Annotated in this window: 18 protein-coding genes and 1 pseudogene; all 19 read left to right on the top strand. The window is 42.3% G+C overall.

Annotated elements, in window-relative coordinates; translation table 11 throughout:
- The first annotated feature begins 75 nt into the window (after positions 1-75).
- The gene (locus CQS04_RS02970; RefSeq protein ID WP_100352706.1) at positions 76-2,373 is read left to right on the top strand and encodes a DNA translocase FtsK; all 2,298 of its coding nucleotides are present in this window, start codon (positions 76-78) and stop codon (positions 2,371-2,373) included.
- Between the two features lie 146 nt (positions 2,374-2,519).
- A complete protein-coding gene (locus CQS04_RS02965) occupies positions 2,520-3,248 on the top strand; it encodes a GntR family transcriptional regulator (protein WP_100352705.1) in 729 nt (242 codons plus the stop codon).
- A gap of 45 nt (positions 3,249-3,293) precedes the next feature.
- Positions 3,294-4,376: a BMP family lipoprotein gene (locus CQS04_RS02960; protein ID WP_100352704.1), complete on the top strand. Its 1,083-nt coding sequence runs from the start codon at positions 3,294-3,296 to the stop codon at positions 4,374-4,376.
- Positions 4,377-4,514: 138 nt separating this feature from the next.
- Positions 4,515-6,062, top strand: a complete 1,548-nt coding sequence (locus CQS04_RS02955; protein WP_100352703.1) for an ABC transporter ATP-binding protein — start codon at positions 4,515-4,517, stop codon at positions 6,060-6,062.
- Positions 6,052-7,101, top strand: coding sequence for an ABC transporter permease (locus tag CQS04_RS02950; RefSeq protein ID WP_100352702.1), 1,050 nt, complete (start codon positions 6,052-6,054; stop codon positions 7,099-7,101). Before CQS04_RS02955 ends, CQS04_RS02950 begins: the two co-directional genes overlap by 11 nt.
- Positions 7,102-8,064: an ABC transporter permease gene (locus CQS04_RS02945; RefSeq protein WP_100352701.1), complete on the top strand. Its 963-nt coding sequence runs from the start codon at positions 7,102-7,104 to the stop codon at positions 8,062-8,064. It begins immediately after the preceding gene.
- A 102-nt stretch (positions 8,065-8,166) separates the two neighbouring features.
- Positions 8,167-9,435, top strand: a complete 1,269-nt coding sequence (yfmF, locus tag CQS04_RS02940; RefSeq protein ID WP_100352700.1) for an EF-P 5-aminopentanol modification-associated protein YfmF — start codon at positions 8,167-8,169, stop codon at positions 9,433-9,435.
- Positions 9,428-10,723 (top strand): EF-P 5-aminopentanol modification-associated protein YfmH, encoded by a 1,296-nt coding sequence (gene yfmH / locus CQS04_RS02935; RefSeq protein WP_100352699.1) that lies wholly within the window; start codon positions 9,428-9,430, stop codon positions 10,721-10,723. Before yfmF ends, yfmH begins: the two co-directional genes overlap by 8 nt.
- Positions 10,710-11,435 (top strand): SDR family NAD(P)-dependent oxidoreductase, encoded by a 726-nt coding sequence (locus CQS04_RS02930; RefSeq protein WP_100352698.1) that lies wholly within the window; start codon positions 10,710-10,712, stop codon positions 11,433-11,435. The genes yfmH and CQS04_RS02930 overlap by 14 nt, the downstream gene beginning before the upstream one ends.
- Before the next feature lie 58 nt (positions 11,436-11,493).
- Positions 11,494-12,294 carry a DUF3388 domain-containing protein gene (locus CQS04_RS02925; RefSeq protein WP_094941688.1) on the top strand — a complete coding sequence of 267 codons (801 nt, stop codon included), beginning with the start codon at positions 11,494-11,496 and terminating at the stop codon, positions 12,292-12,294.
- 18 nt (positions 12,295-12,312) lie between these two features.
- A complete protein-coding gene (locus tag CQS04_RS02920) occupies positions 12,313-13,179 on the top strand; it encodes a helix-turn-helix domain-containing protein (RefSeq protein WP_100352996.1) in 867 nt (288 codons plus the stop codon).
- 54 nt (positions 13,180-13,233) lie between these two features.
- Positions 13,234-13,812 (top strand): CDP-diacylglycerol--glycerol-3-phosphate 3-phosphatidyltransferase, encoded by a 579-nt coding sequence (gene pgsA / locus CQS04_RS02915; RefSeq protein ID WP_100352697.1) that lies wholly within the window; start codon positions 13,234-13,236, stop codon positions 13,810-13,812.
- A 12-nt stretch (positions 13,813-13,824) separates the two neighbouring features.
- Entirely contained in the window at positions 13,825-15,078 is a 1,254-nt protein-coding gene (locus tag CQS04_RS02910; protein WP_100352696.1) for a competence/damage-inducible protein A, read from the top strand.
- 175 nt (positions 15,079-15,253) lie between these two features.
- Positions 15,254-16,309 carry a recombinase RecA gene (gene recA / locus CQS04_RS02905; protein ID WP_100352695.1) on the top strand — a complete coding sequence of 352 codons (1,056 nt, stop codon included), beginning with the start codon at positions 15,254-15,256 and terminating at the stop codon, positions 16,307-16,309.
- A 168-nt stretch (positions 16,310-16,477) separates the two neighbouring features.
- Complete coding sequence (gene rny, locus CQS04_RS02900) at positions 16,478-18,034, top strand: ribonuclease Y (protein ID WP_100352694.1); 1,557 nt, start codon at positions 16,478-16,480, stop codon at positions 18,032-18,034.
- 57 nt (positions 18,035-18,091) lie between these two features.
- Positions 18,092-18,886 (top strand): TIGR00282 family metallophosphoesterase, encoded by a 795-nt coding sequence (locus CQS04_RS02895; protein WP_100352693.1) that lies wholly within the window; start codon positions 18,092-18,094, stop codon positions 18,884-18,886.
- Positions 18,887-18,958: 72 nt separating this feature from the next.
- Positions 18,959-19,224, top strand: a pseudogene (locus CQS04_RS02890) (stage V sporulation protein S).
- Between the two features lie 143 nt (positions 19,225-19,367).
- On the top strand, positions 19,368-21,107 hold the full coding sequence (locus CQS04_RS02885) for a 2-oxoacid:acceptor oxidoreductase subunit alpha (protein WP_100352692.1): 1,740 nt from the start codon (positions 19,368-19,370) through the stop codon (positions 21,105-21,107).
- Entirely contained in the window at positions 21,108-21,974 is an 867-nt protein-coding gene (locus CQS04_RS02880) for a 2-oxoacid:ferredoxin oxidoreductase subunit beta (RefSeq protein ID WP_100352691.1), read from the top strand. It begins immediately after the preceding gene.
- The last annotated feature ends 71 nt before the right edge of the window (positions 21,975-22,045 follow it).

Here is a 22,045-nt window from a genome sequence, read left to right as displayed (position 1 = left end):
ACCTTTCGGGGAGGAGGCCCTTTTTTCACTAATGAGTGAAATGAAATCGAGCTTTACGAAAGGAGAGCGTCACCTGTGGCAAGGAAACAAACGAAACGAAAACCTACAAAAAAGAAAAAAACAAAAACGCTCCATCCCTTACTCTTTGAGATTTTTGGACTCATTCTTATAGGACTTGCGATTATTGCTTTGTTCCAATATGGTCCTGTAGGTCGCGGTCTACATGCGATCGGCACCACATTGTTTGGAAATTGGCATGCTGCCCTTCCTTTTTTCTTTATTTTGTACGCACTCTGGATGATGATCAAACAAGCCTTTCCGAAGTGGACCAATCGCATCACATCAGGCGCGATACTATCATTTGCGGGCATTCTGATGGTCAGTCATCATCTGATGTTTACTCAGCGTCAGGAGATTGGATTTGATGTATCACCTTCCGTCATGAAGGAAACGTGGAACGTGTTGTTTTCTGAGACAACGACATCCAATGAAGGAGGAGGTCTGATTGGTGGATTACTCTATGCAGCGGCACGTGCACTCTTAGCAGCTAATGGTGCTTTAATCGTTGCATGGATATTAATTTCTATCGGTATCATCTTAATTACCGGAAAAGCTTTACTCCCATGGCTTGCTAAACAATCTACTGCGCTCGGAGCTTCGAGTGTGGAGGCGTTTAAAAATTGGAAAAATCAGCCCCCCGCCGTCAAGCCTGCTAAAACAAGACGCAGCACAAAAGTGGAGAAACAACCTGAAGTACAAGGGGTCTCACAAGCTCCAACATACGAGGAAGAGTCAGTCACTACGGTATTAGAAGAAGTACCATCTCAAGAACCACCACAAGCTCCCATTATTTCAGCATTTAATGAACGTCCTAAACCTGAGAAAGTGGAAACTCCAGAGACAGAGGTGGAAATCAACTTGGCTGGGCAAGAACTTGAGAATGAAGCTTACATATTGCCGAGTTTTGAGTTGTTGACACCGAGTCCTCATGCAGACCAAAGTTCAGAGCTTGGTGCCATACAGACCAACGCCAAAAAATTGGAACATACTTTTTTGAGTTTTGGTGTAAAGGCCAAAGTGACTCAAGTTCACTTAGGGCCGGCAGTAACAAAATATGAAGTCTTACCAGACGTCGGTGTGAAGGTAAGTCGTATTGTTAGCCTAAGTGATGATTTAGCTCTTGCATTAGCTGCTAGGGACATTCGGATTGAAGCTCCGATACCTGGCAAGTCAGCGATAGGAATTGAAGTTCCAAATTCAGAAGTTGCTATGGTAAGTTTGAGAGAAGTTTTGGAAGAAGGAAGTATGGGCAATCCAGGGAAATTAGCTGTTGCACTTGGTCGAGACATTACAGGGAAAGCGGTTGTAGCAGAACTGAACAAAATGCCGCACCTACTTGTTGCGGGTTCTACGGGCTCTGGAAAGAGTGTGTGCATGAATGGGATCATCGTCAGTCTGATGATGCGAGCGAAGCCCCATGAAGTGAAAATGATGATGATCGATCCCAAGATGGTGGAGTTGAATGTTTATAACGGAATTCCTCATCTATTGGCACCGGTTGTAACCGATCCACGGAAAGCTTCTCAGGCCCTAAAAAAAATCGTTTCAGAGATGGAGCGACGCTACGATCTGTTCTCACATACAGGGACGCGAAACATGGAAGGATACAATCAGTTCGTTGATAAGTGGAACAGTGAGAATGAAGAGCAGCATGCAAAACTACCTTACATTGTTGTGTTTGTAGATGAGCTTGCTGACTTGATGATGGTAGCTTCAAATGACGTCGAAGATTCGATCACAAGACTTGCACAGATGGCTCGTGCATCAGGTATTCACTTGATCATTGCTACACAGCGTCCGAGTGTGGATGTAATCACAGGAATTATTAAAGCCAATATCCCCTCACGTATCGCATTTTCCGTTTCTTCTGCAATTGATTCACGCACCATCTTGGATATGGGAGGTGCTGAGAAGCTGCTTGGACGTGGGGATATGCTGTTCCATCCATCAGGTAATTCCAAGCCCGTCCGCGTTCAAGGGGCGTTTGTATCAGATGCTGAAGTGGAACGTGTCGTAGATGCAGTCATCGAACAGCAAAAAGCAAATTATGTGGAAGAAATGATTCCGTCAGAAGTAGAAGAGACCGTTCACCAAGAAGAGCGAGATGACTTGTTTGATGATGCTGCCAATCTAGTCATGGACATGCAAACAGCTTCTGTTTCTATGATTCAACGCCGTTTCCGAGTCGGGTATTCACGTGCTGCTCGAATTATCGATCAATTGGAACTTGCTGGTATTGTTGGCCCATATGAAGGTTCCAAGCCACGTCAGGTTTTAATGAATCGTGGGACATACGATACGGAAGAAGTATGACAAAATGATTACAAAAACATTAAAAGTTTTGCGATTTCAGAGAAAAAACTATTTATTTTTAAGATTTTAAATGGAATAGTAACACTGATTAGTAGGAATGTTTTACATCAGAGGTCTGATCTCTTTGGTTATTGGTGGTGTAGCAAGTGTCAATTAAGGTTGATCAACGGCATTTATATTTGCAGGTAATTGATCGTATCAAACAAGATATCGACAATGGCGTATTCAAAGAGAAGGAAAAGCTTCCCTCTGAATTCGAACTCGCAAAAATGCTCGGTGTCAGCCGAGCCACTTTGCGAGAAGCTCTTCGCTTACTTGAAGAGGAAAACATAATTGTCAGACGCCATGGGGTAGGGACGTTTATCAACTCTAAACCTGTCTTTACCTCAGGTATTGAACAATTATCCAGTGTTTCATCCATGATAAAGCAAGGCGGTATGGAACCTGGAGTTATTTATTTAAGTTCTTTGCAATCGCTTCCAACAGAAGAAGATATGGAGCGTTTTGGTTGTTCAGAGGAAGATTTGATCGTCACGATTGAACGTGTTCGCACTGCAAATGGTGATCCAGTTGTTTATTGCGTAGACAAAGTACCAGCTAAATATCTACCTGAGGATTACTTGAGTAGAAGAGAAGGTTCTTTATTCTCCGCACTTGAACAGTCTGGAGAGTTACGTGTCTCGCATGCAGTAACTTTTATCGATCCAATGGGCTACCATGACGTGGCTTCCCCGACACTCAACTGTGAGCCGGAGACTGCCCTTCTTGTGTTGAAGCAGCTTCATTACGATGAGCAGGACCGAGTTGTCTTGTACTCGAAAAACTATTTCCGTGCAGATAAATTCAGTTTCCATGTGATTCGTAAACGGGTGTAATCGTCAATTCCTACTAATAAGAAACTAATTTTGGGGGTTTTTAACGTGTCAAAACGCAAATACGGTTTAGGTCTATCTGTAATGTTAGCAGCAGGTACATTACTTGCAGCATGTGGTTCTGATGAAGAAACACAAGAAACAAACGGGAACTCTGGCGAAGGTTCAGAGCCAACAGAAGAAACAGCAGATTTCTCAGTAGCTATGGTAACAGACGTTGGTGGAGTGGATGACAAATCATTCAACCAATCAGCTTGGGAAGGTATTCAAAAGTTTGGTGAAGACAACGGCCTAGCTCAAGGAGACGGTGGTTATGATTACCTACAATCAGCTTCAGATGCTGACTACGTAACGAACCTAAACAACCTAGTTCGTCGTGACTTTGACGTGGTATTCGGAATTGGTTTCTTAATGGAAGCGGCAGTTAATGATATCGCTCAACAACAACCAGATGCTCAACTTGCAATCATTGATGCAGTTGTAGATCAGCCAAACGTAGCTTCTGTTCTTTTCAAAGAGCAAGAGGGTGCATTCTTAGCTGGTGTTGCTGCAGCATTAATGTCTGAATCAAAACAAATCGGTTTTGTTGGTGGAATGGAAATTCCAGTAATCGAGCGCTTTGAAGTTGGTTTCTTAGCTGGTGTTGAAGCTGTTGACCCATCTATCGAAGTAGATGTTCAGTACACAGGTGCATTCGACAAAGCAGAGCTAGGTAAAACTACTGCTAACCGCATGTACTCTGAAGGCGTAGATATTATCTTCCACGCTGCTGGTGGTACAGGGAACGGTGTATTCGCAGAAGCGAAAGAGCGTAAAACAAAAGATCCAGATGCAAATGTATGGGTAATCGGAGTTGACTCTGACCAATACGAAGAAGGTGCTGTTGGCGATACAAACGTCACTTTAACTTCTATGTTGAAACGCGTTGACGAAGCAGTTTACCGTATTTCTGAAGCAGCTATGAACGGAGAGTTCCCAGGTGGACAATCTACTGTTTATGGACTTGCTGAAGAAGGTGTTGGCCTAGCTGATTCTCGTGGAGCTATTCCAGATGACATCATGGCTCAAATTGAAGAATTCAAGCAACAAATCGTTGATGGTGAAATTACAGTACCTGAAACACGTGAGTAGGACATACTGAAGAATCATAAAGACCGATATGTATCGGTCTTTATGTTCTTTTTTTAACTAAATTCCAAATAATAGATGAAAGATTTTAGAAATCCTAAATCTTTCATGTGTTATTTAGATAGAATTGGAGTGAGCTACATGGAGTATGTTATCGAAATGCTAAACATCCGAAAAGAGTTTGGTAACTTCGTTGCAAATGATAATATTACCCTTCAATTGAAGAAAGGCGAGATTCACGCACTTCTTGGTGAAAATGGTGCAGGGAAATCGACTTTGATGAACGTTTTATTCGGTCTTTACCAGCCAGAAGCAGGTGAGATTCGCGTGAAGGGGCAAAAAGTGGATATTGCAAACCCGAATATCGCAAATGATTTAGGTATTGGTATGGTTCACCAACACTTTATGCTTGTTGAAAACTTTACTGTTACAGAAAACATCATCCTTGGAAACGAACTGACAAAGGGTGGCGTGATTGATAAAAAAGTCGCTGCAAAAAAAATCACCGAACTTTCAGAGATGTATGGTTTGGATGTAGATCCGACAGCAAAGATTGAAGATATCTCAGTTGGTATGCAACAACGTGTAGAAATTTTGAAAACGCTTTATCGTGGTGCTGAAATTTTGATTTTTGACGAGCCGACTGCTTCTTTAACACCTCAAGAAATCGAAGATTTGATTGGAATCATGAAACGACTAATTGCTGAAGGGAAATCCATCATCCTTATTACTCATAAGCTTAAAGAAATTATGGAAGTTTCTGATCGCGTTACAGTTATCCGTAAAGGCCAAGGGATTGGGACGGTCACCACTGCTGAGACGAATCCAAATGAGCTTGCTTCATTGATGGTAGGACGTCAAGTAGAATTCAAAACTGTGAAAAAAGATGCGACTCCAGGAGAAGATGCTCTTGTCATCAAGGATCTCGTAGTACAAGATTACCGAGGTATCGACAAAGTGAAAAACTTGTCACTGACTGTTCGTAAAGGGGAAATTCTAGGTCTAGCCGGAATTGACGGAAACGGACAAAGTGAATTGATTGAAGCGATTACGGGTCTCCGTAAAACAAAATCTGGAACTGTGTTTATTAATGGAAATGAAATCACGAATCTTAAACCACGTAAAGTTACAGAAAGTGGGATAGGTCACATTCCGGAAGACCGTCACAAACACGGTCTGGTTCTAGATTTCCCAATTGGACACAATATCGCTCTTCAAACGTATTACAAAGAGCCGATTGCTAAAAACGGCATTATGAATTATAGCAAAGTATCTGAGCTTGCGAAGAAAATCATCGCAGACTATGATGTTCGTACTACTGGAGAAGATGCATTAGCTCGTTCATTATCTGGAGGAAACCAGCAGAAGGCGATCATTGGTCGTGAAGTGTACCGTGACCCAGATTTATTGATTGCGGCACTTCCTACTCGAGGGCTTGATGTTGGCGCTATTGAATTCATTCACCAACGTCTGATCGAGCAGCGTGATAATGGAAAAGCCGTTCTACTACTCTCATATGAGTTAGATGAAGTGATGAACGTATCGGACCGCATTGCCGTAATGTATGACGGGTATATTATCGATACGCTTGATCCGAAGAAAACTACGGAACAAGAGCTAGGTCTATTAATGGCGGGACAAGCAAAACAGAGACGATCAAAGCAGGGGGAGACAGCACATGTCGAATAGACTGATTAACATTCTCGTGCCCGCTGTTTCAGTCGTGTTAGGGTTATTAGTTGGCGCACTCATTATGTTATTTACTGGGTATGATCCAATTGAAGGATACGCGGCACTTTGGAACGGAATTTTCGGGGACATCTATGCGATTGGGGAGACCATTCGTCAAATCACACCCTATATTTTAGCTGGACTTGCGGTAGCTTTTGCTTTCCGCACGGGGTTATTTAACATTGGTGTTGAAGGACAGCTTATTGTAGGTTGGTTCGCAGCAGCTTGGGTTGGAGTTGCGTTTACCGATCTTCCAGCATTTATTCACTTGCCACTTGCAGTTCTTGCTGCAGCTGTTGCAGGGGCTTTCTGGGGCTTCATTCCAGGACTATTAAAAGCGAAATTAAAAGTGCATGAAGTTATCGTGACCATCATGATGAACTACATTGCCTTATTTGTTACAAATGCATTGATCCGCTATGTATCAGATGGTGGAGACAATACGGGACGTATTGCAGAAAGTGCGTCTTTAGGATCTCCTTTCCTACAAGGATTGACAGACTTTTCACGACTTCACTACGGAATTCTAATTGCATTAGCGATGGTCTTCGTTATGTGGTTTATTCTTGAGAAAACAAAAACTGGTTTTGAATTAAAAGCAGTTGGTTTTAACCAAAATGCATCTGAGTATGCAGGTATGAACGTAAGTCGCAACATTATTTTATCAATGGTTATTGCAGGAGCTTTTGCTGGTCTTGCAGGAGCTATGGAAGCTCTTGGGACGTTCCAGTACGCGAACGTAAAAGGTGGATTTACAGGAATCGGATTTGACGGGATTGCGGTTGCCTTATTAGGTGCGAATACGCCACTCGGAGTAGTATTTGGAGCTACTTTGTTTGGAGCCCTTCAATACGGATCTTTAAACATGCCAAACGAAGCAGGCGTACCTGTCGAAATCGTATCAATTGTTATTGCCATCATCATTTTCTTCGTAGCATCAGGTTATGTACTTCGCCTGTTCCTTGAGAAGATCAGTAGTAAAAAGGAGGCGAAATAAATGGGCGCCTTTTTAGAAGCTCTTTACTTTATTGTGCCTGTTTCGATTGCATATGCGGCACCACTTATCTTTGTAGCAATCGGAGGGGTATTTTCGGAAAAATCCGGAGTTATCAACATCGGATTAGAAGGATTAATGGTCATGGGAGCATTTGTCGGGATTGTGTTCAACTTAACATTTGCTGACCAATTAGGTGGAAGCACCATCTGGTTCTCGTTACTCGCAGCTATGGTTGTATCCGGAATTTTCTCTTTACTACATGCGGTCGCATCAATTAGCTTCCGTGCAGATCAGACAATCTCTGGGGTTGCAATCAACATGCTAGGTGTGGCGATTGCTCTATTCGCTGTCAAACTGATTTACGATAAAGGTCAAACGGATTACGTTTCAGAACAGTTCATTCGATTTGATATTCCGGTACTTAGTGATATTCCTTTCATTGGTCCTATGTTCTTCTCTGATGTCTACAGTACTTCCATTCTTGCAATCGCAGTTGCAATCCTTGCTTGGTTTGTCATTTATAAAACACCGTTTGGACTGCGTTTACGTGCTGTTGGGGAACACCCAATGGCTGCAGACACAATGGGCGTGAAAGTAAATCGTATGCGCTATATCGCAGTTGTTTTGTCTGGGATGCTAGCAGGAATTGGTGGAGCGGCTTATGCACAATCGATTTCATACGAGTTTTCTCATTCTACAATCAACGGACAAGGCTTCATGGCACTAGCGGCTATGATCTTTGGTAAATGGCATCCACTAGGTGCAATGGGAGCTGCATTGTTCTTTGGACTTGCTCAATCTTTAAAGATTGTTGGTGGTTCAATCGACTTCATCGACCAAGTCCCAACGGTCTACTTAGACATCTTACCTTATGTATTGACGATTCTTGCTCTAGCTGGATTTATTGGGAAAGCAAGTGCGCCAAAGGCAATCGGACAGCCATACATTAAAGGAAAACGTTAATTCTCAAAAAGGTCTCCATTTGGAGGCCTTTTTTCATGCTGAAACGATAGTCGTATGCACATGATAGTGGTACACTAAACGTTAGAGAAAGGGGCCTTTATTTTGTTTACGATTCAACAACTTGCACCAGGTGTGCGTCTTTATACATTGCCTACCAAGCAATTTAAAACCATTACACTTTCTATTAAATTTACAACACAACTTACAGAAGAGAATGCAGGAGTCCGCACAGTGTTATCCAACCTGTTACAGTTTAGCAACCAGCTGACACCGACAAATAGCGCATTTCGTCAAAAACTTGACGAGTTATACGGTACTTCTGTCTATCTCGATACGATGAAGCGTGCTGATCGTCATACGGTCTATTTAAATGCGGACTTTGTTAATGATACCTACTTAGCCGAACACAATTTGACAGAAGACGTATTGGAGTTGATTCAAGCAGTGCTAATAAAGCCGCTTCTGACAACTTCTACTTTTGATGTTCGTATTTTTGAGCGAGAGAAAAAACAAGTGCAAACTCGAATTGAGTCACTTTATGAAGACAAATCTCGTTATGCACAGCATCGACTGATGGAATTGATTCGACCACATCATCCTGCTTCCATCTCTGCAACCGGTGACAAAGAGCTAGTAAAAGGTGTTACCTTACAACAAGTGATGGATGCTTACCACTCTATGATTTCTCAAGACGAAATTTCGATTTATGTGGTGGGAGACATTGATACAGCTCATTATCGTGACCTGATTACTTCATACTTTGGGTTTGAAGGGCGTGAATTCAAAGAGCGTGATGTCATGCAGCCTAAGACGTCTACTTTTGAAGAAACAGTTGAGTACCTAGATATGAAACAAGCAAAATTGCATATGGCTTACGAAACACCAGTCACGGCACAGTCACCTGAGTTTCCAACAATGCAAGTATTAAATGGGATATTAGGAGCTTATCCGCATTCTAAACTTTTTACGAACGTTCGTGAAAAAGAAAGTTTAGCGTATTATGCATCTAGTTCGTTTGCTTCATCTTATGGACTACTATTTGCAGTAAGTGGTATAGATCCAGCTCAGAAAGACAAAGCAGAATCGCTTATTGATCAGCAACTCGAAGAATTAAAAAATGGCACTATTTCTGATAGAGAGTTTCTTCAAACGAAGTCTATGTTGAAAAATCAGCTTATGGAAATTAAAGATTCCGCACGAGGATTGATTGAAGTCTATGAGTCCTATCAAGAAATCGATCCAGACTTTACTTTGGATGGGTGGGCCAAAAAATGGGAGACCATTACGAAGCAAGACGTCCAAGAACTTGCGCATTCCGTCCACAAGATCCACACGTACTTCCTCACTACAAAGGAGGAGCAGCATGCATAAACTCACATACGATCAGTTAAAAGAGACACTATACCGTGAAAAACTAGAGAATGGTCTAGAAGTCTATGTCCTTCCAAAGTCTGGCTTCTCTAAGACATATGTAACGTTTACGACGAAGTATGGTTCTATCGACAACCACTTCATTCCTCCTGGTAAAGAAGCAGTATTAGTTCCTGACGGGATTGCCCATTTTTTAGAGCATAAGATGTTTGAGAAAGAAGATGGAGACGTGTTCCAAAAGTTCAGTGAAGAAGGGGCATCCGCAAATGCTTTCACTTCATTTACTCGAACGTCTTACTTATTTTCTGCAACAGACAATATCCATACACATACGCAGACGCTGTTAGACTTTGTACAACAACCTTATTTTACGGAAGCTACTGTGAACAAAGAAAAAGGAATTATTGCTCAAGAGATTACAATGTATGACGATATGCCGGATTGGCGTTTGTATTTTGGTACAATTGAGAATATGTATCATGAACATCCTGTGAAAATTGATATTGCAGGAACTGTTGAATCGATTCAAGAAATTACAGCGGAGCATCTGTATACGTGTCACGAGACATTCTACCACCCGTCCAACATGGTTCTATTTGCTGTCGGGGCAGTTGATCCGCAAGTCTTCATCGAACTGGTTAAAGAAAACCAACAGAAAAAGCAGTTCCAAGACAAGCCTGAGGTGATTCATGTATTGCCGACAGAGCCAGATACAGTTGCCACTCCTTACCGAGAAATGGCCATGGATGTCGTGCAACCAAAGGTTTTATTTGGAATCAAAGCTCCTGTGCACCAGTTAGCTGGAGAGGAAATGTTGCGTTATGAGTTGGCTATGCAAACGATTTTAGACAGTGTATTTGGCCGCTCTTCAACATTCTTTGAAAGTGCTTATGAACAAGGCTTAATTGATGAGTCTTACTCTGCTGACTTTTCGTTAGAAACCAGTTACGGATTCTCCATGATCGGTTCTGACACAGATCGTCCTGAAGAGCTGATTGCAGCAATCAAACGACAGCTTGCAACTCCTTTCGAAGAGTATACGTCTTTAACTGAGCAGCTTGAACGGGCTAAAAAACGAAAAATCGGAATGTTTTTACGTTCTCTTAATTCGATAGAGTACATTGCCAACCAATTCACTCGGTACCGTTTCAATGATATGGAACTATTCCAAGTTCTCCCTGTCGTCGAGACATTGACCATTGAGGATTTGAAATCAGTCTATAAGCAACTGCAAGTGGAAACAGCACACACTCAATTTGTCATTCAACCTACAAATGGCAAAAAGTAAGTTTGCTTTAGTCATAGGCTCTACCGGAGCGATTGGATCGGCAACCGCAATACGTTTAGCTGAAGACGGATGGAATCTTTATCTCCACTGTTACCGCTCTTGCGAAAAAGGGAAGACTCTTGTTCAAGAATTGAGTGAACGCTACCCATCTCAGCATTTTTCTTTGCATTCATTTGAAATGAGTTCAAAGAGCGAGATGGACGTTTCTTTTGTATTTGAATTGGATGCACTTGTGTTTGCTCACGGTGTTACTCTCTACAAAGAATGGATGGCAACTACTATTGAAGAGAGTGATGCGCTACTCGATACGTACCTGTTAGCGCCACAAAAACTGTTACAGGCTCTTTATCCGAAGTTGAAGTGTTCCAGTATCGTCTTTATAGGGTCTATTTTTGGTGATAAAGGAGCTTCGTGGGAAGTGGCATACAGTGTTGCTAAAGCTGCTCAAAACGGTATGGTTAAAAGTTTAGCCAGAGAATGGGCAACGCTACCTGTAAGAGTCAATGCTGTACAAGCAGGCTACATTGATTCAGGAATACACGGTCATTTAACTGAAGAAGACGAAGAAGCTACAATTTCTACAATTCCATTAAAACGAAAAGGACGACCTGAAGAGATAGCCCATGCTGTCAGTTTTTTAGTGGGCGATGAAAGTCATTTTATTACCGGGCAACAGATCGCTGTAGATGGTGGATGGAACTTAATAGGATGATTCTTTTCGTAGAACAAAAAATTCGTTATCATAAAGAAGTAGATGAGGGGGAAGGTCAATGACGACGGAGTGGTTCTTTGAATACGAGATTCAAATCAACAGGCCGGGTTTGTTAGGAGACATCGCCTCGCTATTAGGGATGTTACGGATTACCATCGTTACAATCAATGGAGTGGATGAAGGACGTAGAGGCATGCTATTGAATGCTCAATCCAAAGCTAGTATTGACCGTTTTGAACATATTATTTCCACTATGGAAACTATCCAATTGACCAAATACCGTGAGCCGAAACTGCGAGACCGTTTGGCTGTGCGTCACGGTCGCTACATACAAAGAGATTTAGATGACCGCAAAACGTTCCGGTTTGTTCGAGACGACTTAGGTCTTCTAGTTGATTTCATGGCTGAAATCTTTAAGCAGGACGGACATAAGTTGATTGGAATTCGTGGGATGCCACGTGTCGGAAAGACAGAGTCGGTCGTAGCTGCAAGTGTTTGTGCGAATAAAAAGTGGATTTTTCTTTCTTCTACGATGATCAAACAGACTGTGCGGAATCAGTTGATGGGAGACGAATTCAGTCAGCAAAACATCTTCATTTTAGACGGAATCGTCACGCGCAAGTCTTCGGATGAGCGACATCATCAGCTAGTTAAAGAAATGATGCGGATGCCGACCATTAAAGTGGTGGAACACCCGGATATGTTTGTGCAACACTCAGAATACTCTATTGATGATTTTGATTATATTATAGAACTGCGTCATACACCGGATGAGGAAATCACGTACGAAATGATGGAAAAGAATCATGGAAACAATGATTTCGGTGGATTCGGTGGATTTGGCGGATTTGAATTTTAAAGAAGGCAGGTGAATGCTGTGTCAGAATTAGGTGCTCGTCTTCGTCAAGCGAGAACTGAAAAAAACTTATCTATTGATGATATACAAGCTTTAACTAAGATCCAAAAGCGTTACTTACACGGAATTGAAGAAGGAAATTATGAAGCGATGCCGGGACCCTTTTATGTCCGCGCATTCATCAGACAATATGCAGATGCTGTCGGTTTGCATGGAGATGAATTACTAGAGCAATACAAAAATGAAATTCCTGCAGCTACTCGGACATCTTCTCCGCCATTAGCGGCTTCTACAACATCTCGTTCTAGAGGCTACCGCTTAGGTGGGGGTGGAAATCGTTTAATGGAAATTTTCCCGATGATTTTAGTGGCTCTCTTTGTAATAGCGATTCTTGCGATTGCTTACGTACTTTCTCAAAGAGCACCAATAGATCCTCCAGTTGAAGATGGTGGAGAAACTGAGATTATCATTGAGACACAGGACCCAGAACCTGCTGCTCCTGCTGAGGATGAGGAAGCTGATGAAACCACTTCAGAAGAGGAGACAGAAGCGGAACCAGTTGAGGATGTTTCAATAACTCCAACAGGCAACCAAGGAGAAGACTCATTCTATGATGTTGAAGGAATTGAATCGCTAAACTTGAGTATCACTTTTACAGGAGACTCATGGCTCTCGATAAGAGATGCATCAGGTGTGGAATTATTAGATCGGGCACGAATTTATACTGCTTTAGACGGTACGGTAGACTTTGAACTCCCTGAACCAGGAACTTACAGAGTTCGAGTTGCACGACCTGACCTTGTAACTATTTTAATCAATGATACGAAAGTAGAGTATCAAAAAGGTGAAGGACCAGAAAACTTATATTTCAATTGGACGACTGAATAAACGCCTTGTCCGTTTTGGACAAGGCCTGTTTTCTTATAGAAAGGAGCGATGATTATGAATTTACCAAATAAGATTTCTTTGTTTCGCATTTTTTTAATTCCTATTTTTATGCTGTTTATGCTTGTGGACTTCGGGTTTGGAGAACTTTCTTTACTAGGGGCAACAATTCCTGTTGGTCACTTAATTGGTGCCATTATTTTCATCTTTGCATCCATCACAGACTTTATTGACGGCTACATTGCGCGTAAGCACAACCTCGTAACCAATATGGGGAAATTCTTAGACCCACTTGCTGATAAGCTATTGGTTTCAGCCGCTTTAATTCTTCTTGTAGAATTTGACATGGCTCCAGCCTGGGTTGTCATTATAATTATTAGTCGTGAGTTTGCTGTGACAGGACTTCGCTTGATTTTAGCAGGTGGAGGAGAAGTTGTAGCAGCTAATCAGTTAGGCAAAATTAAAATGTGGACACAGACGGTTGCGATTTCGGCACTGCTTTTAGGGAACATTGGATTTGCTCTAATTGGATTCCCATTTGCTACAATCATGCTGTATGTCTGTCTTGTATTTACAGTGTGGTCAGGTTATGATTACTTCTATTTAAATCGTCGTGTTCTACTCGACTCCAAGTAAGGAGAGATATCCATGCGCGCTGAAATAATTGCAGTAGGCTCTGAATTATTACTAGGACAAATCGTCAATACAAACGCACAGTTCTTGTCCACTCAACTGGCGGAGATGGGAATCAATATTCACTATCATACTGTTGTGGGAGACAATAGAGGACGACTACTAGATGCGATAAAAATTGCGGAGAGTCGTGCCGATATTTTACTATTCTCGGGAGGGCTCGGTCCGACAAAGGATGACTTGACGAAACAAACCATTGCAGAACATTTAGGAACTTCGCTGGTCCTCGATACGGATGCTCTTCAGTTTATCGAAGAATTCTTTGCACAGCGTAAACGTCCAATGACTGAAAATAACAAACAGCAAGCCCTTGTGTTTGAAGGCGCATCTGTTCTAAAGAATCACAATGGAATGGCTCCAGGAATGTACTATAAGAAAGAAGAACATACGTATATTCTTTTACCTGGACCTCCAAAAGAATTAGAACCAATGTTTCAATATGAAGCCAAGCCGCTCCTAGCCAAACAAGTGTTGAATAATCGGATGATTTATTCTCATGTGATTCGCTTTTTCGGAATTGGGGAAGCGGAGCTTGAGACACGTCTAGAAGATCTGATTGACGCGCAAACAAATCCTACAATTGCTCCGCTTGCTTCAGATGGAGAAGTAACCATTCGTTTGACGGCAACTGGAGAAACGGAAGAGGAAGCTTGGGATGCAATTCAAAAAGTTCAGGCGGAAATAGTGAATCGTGTTGGGAAATACGTCTATGGCTACAACAATGACTCCCTTCCTTTGAAGCTTAAAGAAATGCTGATTAATCAGAAGCTGACAATTGCTGCAGCTGAAAGTATGACAGCAGGTCTCTTCCAAGCAGAGCTTGCCACAATTCCTGGTATGGCACAAGCACTTGCTGGCGGAATCATCGCATATAATGAAGATGTCAAGATTAATCAGCTTGGAGTCGATCCAGTAATTATTGATGAGCACTCTGTTGTCAGCGGTCAGTGTGCAGAAGAGATGGCACGAAAGATTCAAGCGCTATTCAAAACAGATATTGGTGTAGGGATTACTGGCGCTGCTGGACCTGACAATCATGGAGGCCAGCCTGCTGGGACAGTATGGATCGGAATTGCTTTTCAAGATAAGAGCTATAGCTATGAGCTACATTTATCGGGTATGCGAAACACAAATCGGATACGTGCTGTAAAGTTCACCATCCACTATTTGTTGCAGTTGCTGCGAGAATACAATCAAATCGACGTTTAAAATGAACTCATGGACATTTCAGTCCGTGAGTTTTTCTATGCACAAAACTCTATTTTGCCAAATTCGAGTTGTTTGAAAAAATACGAATAAACGTTCGCTTTTTGCTTGTATTTTTCTCATTAAAAGAGTATAGTAAGTATAGAAACAACATTTGATTTCTTAGGAGGAATTTCATTTGGCAGATCGTAAAGCAGCCTTAGATATGGCTCTCAAACAAATAGAAAAACAATTCGGTAAAGGTTCCGTAATGAAGCTTGGTGAGAAGACGGATCGTGAAATCCAGACATCTTCCAGTGGTTCATTAGCGCTTGATGCAGCACTTGGTGTGGGTGGATATCCACGCGGTCGTATTGTTGAAATATATGGACCAGAAAGCTCAGGTAAAACAACTGTTGCTCTTCATGCCATTGCAGAAGCACAAGCATCTGGTGGTACAGCAGCATTTATCGATGCAGAGCACGCACTTGATCCAGTTTATGCTCAAAAATTAGGTGTTAACATTGATGAGTTATTACTTTCTCAACCAGATACAGGAGAACAAGCCCTTGAAATCGCAGAAGCACTAGTTCGAAGCGGCGCTGTTGATATTCTTGTAATTGACTCTGTTGCGGCTTTAGTTCCTAAAGCAGAGATTGAAGGGGAAATGGGGGATTCTCACGTTGGTCTTCAAGCTCGTTTAATGTCTCAGGCTCTTCGTAAATTATCGGGTGCTATCAATAAATCGAATACTATTGCCATCTTTATCAACCAGATTCGTGAAAAAGTTGGTGTGATGTTCGGTAACCCAGAAGTAACCCCTGGTGGTCGTGCCCTAAAGTTCTATAGTACGATTCGTCTTGAAGTACGTCGTGCTGAGGCTATCAAGCAAGGTACTGACATCATGGGGAACAAGACTAAAATCAAAGTTGTGAAAAATAAAGTAGCGCCACCATTCCGTACAGCTGAAGTAGATATCATGTATGGAGAAGGGATTTCTCAAGAAGGAGAAATTATCGATATGGGGTCTGATCTGGACATCGTACAAAAAAGCGGCTCTTGGTATGCCTACAACGATGACCGCCTAGGTCAAGGTCGCGAAAATGCAAAACAATTCTTGAAAGAAAATGAAGCTATTAAACATACAATTGCTTCTCAGATCCGTGAATCTCTTGGAATGGCAGCGAGCTCTTACACAATTGCTGCACATGAAGAAGATGAGGAAGACTTTGAGCTTGTTTTAGACGAAGAATAGGAGAACCGGCGCACGTCTTTTGACGTGCGCTTTTTTCCATCAACTTGACAGTGATTTTTTATATCGATACAATGAATTTGTATTTTCTATTATTTTCATGCAAAACGTAAAAACAGGCAGACAAGCGTCAGCCGACTGAAACATCAAATAGCAAGAGGGGGTGTCTGCATGATTGAAATCATCATCTCCGCTTTGCTTGGTCTATTTGTCGGTGCCGTTGTTGGGTATTGGTATCTTAAAAAACTTAATGATTCCAAGGTCACTGGAGCCAAACAGTCCTCTGAACTGATTCTAGAAGAAGCAAAGCGTGAAGCGGAAGCACTTAAAAAAGAAGCTCTTCTAGAAGCAAAAGATGAAGTACACACATTGCGCACAGAAGCAGAAGCCGACATTCGTGAACGACGTGCTGAACTGCAGAAACAAGAGAATCGACTCGTTCAACGGGAAGAGAATCTTGATCGTAAAGATGAAACACTCGATAAGCGAGAAAACAGTTTAGAACGTAAAGAAGAAGCGTTGGCGGAAAGACAACAGCATATTGAACAAAAAGAAAGTAAAGTGGAAGAGCTGGTTCAAGAACAACAACATCAGTTGGAGCGTATTTCCGCTTTAACTCGTGAAGAAGCACGTACATTGATTTTACGTGAAGTAGAAAACGAACTATCCACTGATATCGCTGTCATGACGAAGGAATTTGAAACGCGTGCAAAAGAAGAAGCGGATAAACGATCTAGAGAAATCTTATCTTTAGCTCTTCAACGTTTTGCTGCGGATCACGTAGCAGAAACTACTGTTTCTGTAGTCAACCTTCCAAACGATGAAATGAAAGGTCGTATTATCGGTCGTGAAGGCCGGAATATCCGAACGATTGAGACTCTGACTGGTATCGATTTAATTATCGATGATACACCGGAGGCAGTCATTCTTTCTGGATTTGATCCTATACGACGTGAAACAGCAAGGCTTGCTTTAGAAAAATTAGTCCAAGACGGACGCATTCACCCAGCTCGTATTGAAGAGATGGTCGATAAATCTCGTCGCGAGGTAGATGAATACATTCGTGAAGTAGGAGAACAAACTTCATTTGACGTGGGTATTCACAATCTTCACCCGGATCTGATTAAAATCTTAGGTCGTCTTCGTTACCGTACAAGTTACGGACAAAATGTTTTAAAACACTCTACTGAGGTTGCCTTCTTAGCAGGATTACTTGCTGCTGAGCTTGGTGAAGATGTTACACTCGCTCGCCGTGCGGGTCTTCTTCACGACATCGGGAAAGCCATTGACCACGAAGTGGAAGGTAGCCACGTTGAGATTGGGGTAGAGCTTGCAACGAAGTATAAAGAGCACCCAGTCGTTATTAACAGTATTGCCTCTCACCACGGAGACACTGAGCCAACATCTGTCATTGCAGTATTAGTTGCTGCTGCCGATGCTTTATCTGCTGCTCGCCCTGGTGCACGAAGTGAGACACTCGAAAATTACATCAAACGTCTTCAAAAATTAGAAGAGATCTCTGAATCGTACGAAGGAGTAGAAAAGTCCTTTGCGGTTCAAGCAGGACGAGAAATCCGAATTATCGTCAAACCAGATATCATTGACGACATCTCGGCACATCGCCTAGCACGAGACATTCGTAAACGTATTGAGGAAGAGTTAAATTATCCAGGACATATTAAAGTGACAGTCATCCGAGAAACACGTTCTGTCGAATATGCCAAATAAGGACCATACGCAGGGTACCCTGCGTATGGTTTTATCATGTTAGAGAGTAGGAAGAAAATGAAAATTTTATTTATAGGGGATATCGTCGGTTCTATCGGTCGCGATGCCTTGCAATCCTATTTGCCACGATTAAAATCGAAATATCAACCAGATGCAATCATCGTCAATGGTGAAAATGCAGCTGCTGGTCGCGGAATCACGAAGAAGATCTATGACGATTTGCTGTTTATGGGTGTGGACGTCATTACAATGGGGAACCATACATGGGATCAAAAAGAAATCTTCGATTTTATCGATGATGCCGATTACTTGATTCGCCCAGCTAATTTTTCAGAAGATGCTCCGGGAAAAGGAGCTGTAACTATTACTAAGAATGGCAAACAGCTTACTGTCATGAACCTTCACGGTCGTGTGTTTTTGCCGCCGCACGATTGCCCATTTAAAAAAGTTGATGAGATGGTAGAAGAAGCTCAGAAAATTAGTCCTTATATTTTCGTGGATTTCCATGCAGAAGCAACAAGTGAAAAAATCGCATTTGGCTGGCATTTAGACGGCCGTGCTTCTGCCGTAGTGGGAACACATACTCACGTCCAAACTGCAGATAACCGTATTCTGCCTGGAGGAACAGCTTATATTACGGACGTCGGAATGACGGGTCCATACGACGGCGTGTTAGGGATGGGTAAAGAAAATGTACTCTACAAATTCAAGACCAACTTACCGGCGCGCTTTGAAGTCCCGAAAACCGGCCGTGCCGTTTTGAGTGGCTATTTTGTAGAATTGAATCAAGCTGGAAAAGCCATTCACCAAGAACGAATCTATATCAACGACGATCAACCATTTGCTCAGTAGTCTAGAGTCTCCTGTTTCCGCATACCTTGTTCTATGGACCATGTCCAAAGCTTGGAAAGAAGGGAACGAGAAATGGATTCACTCAAAGTTTCATCAGGATCTAACCCGAACTTAGTGCAGGAGCTCTAATGGCGGTCATCCGTGAAATAGGCTACTCAGAAATGCAAGCAGTGGGAGCAGGAGCTTTGAATCAAGCAGTGAAGGCTATTGCAATTGCACGTGGATATGTTGCACCAACTGGACAAGACTTGTTCTGCCGACCTGCCTTTGCAGACATTGAAATTGGTGGCGAGGAACGCACAGCACCTATGCTGCTCGTGGAAAAAAAGAATAAATGACCTTAGCAGAGGGAACTCCCTCTGCTTTTTATCCGTCATTAGACTGAAATTCAATGTTTTAAGGTTCTATACATAGAGGAAACAAACGCTTCATGATAAACTAATGAAGGATTAAATCATGTAATTATTAAGGAGAGATCAACATGTTGCAGCAGCTCGCTTGGAAAGTTGGAGGGCAACAAGGGGAAGGTATTGAAAGTACAGGAGAAATATTCTCAATGGCGATGAACCGCCTTGGCTATTATTTGTACGGATACCGCCACTTTTCATCCCGCATCAAAGGTGGACACACGAATAACAAAATTACAGTTCGTCCTACAGAAGTGCGTACTATTGCGGACGATTTAGATATTTTGATTGCATTTGATCAAGAAACGATTGATTTAAATTATAAAGAACTGACAGCGAGTGGCATCATTTTAGCTGATGCCAAGTTTGGTCCCGTACAACCGGAAGATTCTTTAGCTCCTGTGATTGCTATTCCTTTTACAGAGATCGCTTCTGAATTAGGGACGTCTCTTATGAAGAACATGGTAGCAATCGGAGCGTCAGCGGCTTTATTGAAATTGGATGTCGCTGTTTTTGAAGATGTCGTAAAAGAAATCTTCTCTAAAAAAGGAGAAGAAGTCGTAGCTAAAAACATGGTAGCCATTGAGCAGGGATATGCGAAGCTTGAAGAGATGGCACCTGAAAAATCAGGAGCATATGTTCTACGACCAGCGGATGGAAAGCGTCGCCTTTATATGATTGGAAATGATGCAATCGCATTAGGTGCTCTTGCAGCAGGCGTTCGTTTCATGGCTGCCTATCCAATCACACCAGCATCTGAAATCATGGAATACCTGATCAAGAAATTGCCACTATTCGGAGGCACTGTAATCCAAACAGAAGATGAAATTGCAGCAGCTACCATGGCCATTGGGTCAAATTATGGTGGTGTTCGAGCATTTACAGCTTCAGCAGGACCTGGATTGTCGTTGATGATGGAAGCAATCGGATTATCCGGTATGACAGAGCAACCTCTTGTAGTAATCGACACACAACGTGGAGGACCTTCAACAGGCCTTCCGACTAAACAAGAACAATCTGACTTAATGCAAATGATCTACGGAACTCATGGAGACATTCCAAAAGTGGTCATCGCACCGAGTACAGGAAAAGAAGCATTCTACGATACGATTCAAGCTTTCAATATAGCAGAAGAATTGCAGTGTCCGGTCATCTTGCTTTCGGATCTTCAACTTTCTTTAGGAAAACAAACGGTAGAGCCGTTTGATTACGATTCGATTCAAGTGACTCGTGGAAAGTTACTTTCTGGAGACACAGTTCCGGAAAATGAAGACAAGGCATACTTTAAACGTTATGAAGTAACCGAAGATGGCGTATCGCCACGTGTATTGCCTGGAATGAAGAATGCGATTCACCACGTGACTGGTGTTGAACATGATGAGACTGGGAAACCATCTGAAGCAGCAGGTAACCGCAAACATCAGATGGACAAAAGGATGCGTAAACTGCAAACGATTCAGTTCCAAGAACCTGTCTATAAAAACACACCACATGAGCAACCAGATGTGTTATTAGTTGGTTTTAACTCGACTCGTGGCGTGTTAGAAGAACTTCAAGAGTCTTTGAATGATCAAGGAATCACAACAAACCATGCGCATATTCGCTTAGTGCATCCATTCCCGGTAGAAGAGATGCAAGCTTTAGTGGATTCTGCAAAACAAGTACTGGTTGTAGAAAACAACGCAACTGGTCAACTCGCTTCTATTGTGAAGATGAACGTAGGAGGCCACCAAAAAATAAAGAATGTATTACGTTATGACGGGACGCCATTCCTACCTCGTCAACTGGAGAACCAAGTGAAGGAGATGCTCTAAATGGCTACGTTTAAAGATTTTCGAAATAATGTGAAACCGAACTGGTGCCCAGGTTGTGGCGATTTCTCCGTGCAAGCTGCCATTCAGCGTGCAGCAGCCAACGTCGGTATTGAACCGCATGAACTAGCAGTCGTTTCCGGAATTGGTTGTTCTGGACGTATCTCGGGATACATCAATTCTTACGGCTTCCACGGAATTCACGGCCGCGCACTTCCTATCGCACAAGGCTTAAAGATGGCCAACCGTGATCTGCACGTTATCGCTTCTGGTGGTGACGGTGATGGATTTGCTATTGGGATGGGTCACACGATTCATTCGATTCGACGAAACATTGATTTAACCTATGTGGTTATGGACAACCAGATTTACGGTCTGACAAAAGGCCAAACATCACCTCGTTCAGCTGCAGGGTTTAAAACAAAATCCACACCAGGGGGAGCGATCGAGCCGTCGTTAAAACCTATGGAAATGGCATTATCAGCTGGGGCTACATTCGTTGCTCAAGGTTTCTCTTCAGACATCAAAGAATTGACTGCGATTATCGAAGCAGGCATTCAGCATAAAGGGTTCTCATTCATCAATGTATTTAGTCCTTGTGTCACATACAACAAGATCAATACGTATGATTGGTTTAAAGAAAACCTCGTCAAGCTTTCTGAGCGAGAAGATTACGATTCAACAAACCGTGAACAAGCAATGCAAGTGGTGATGGAAACAGAAGGACTTGTAACAGGCATCATCTATCAAGACAAAGAAACGGCTTCTTACCAACATCAGCTAGACAACTATGCAACGACTCCTCTTGTAGAAGAGAACTTGACGATGTCTCGTGAACAATTCGAAGCGTTACAAGCTGAATTCCTATAACACGAAAGGCCGCTCCTAAAGAGCGGTCTTTTTTTTTCTACTCCGCACAAAGCTGTGAACAAAGTAGGCAC

Origin of the sequence: Chryseomicrobium excrementi (genome assembly GCF_002798305.1) — a bacterium.
Classification (GTDB): domain Bacteria; phylum Bacillota; class Bacilli; order Bacillales_A; family Planococcaceae; genus Chryseomicrobium; species Chryseomicrobium excrementi.
Note: the sequence above shows the minus strand (reverse complement) of the source record. Positions and strands in the feature narration are given on the sequence as shown.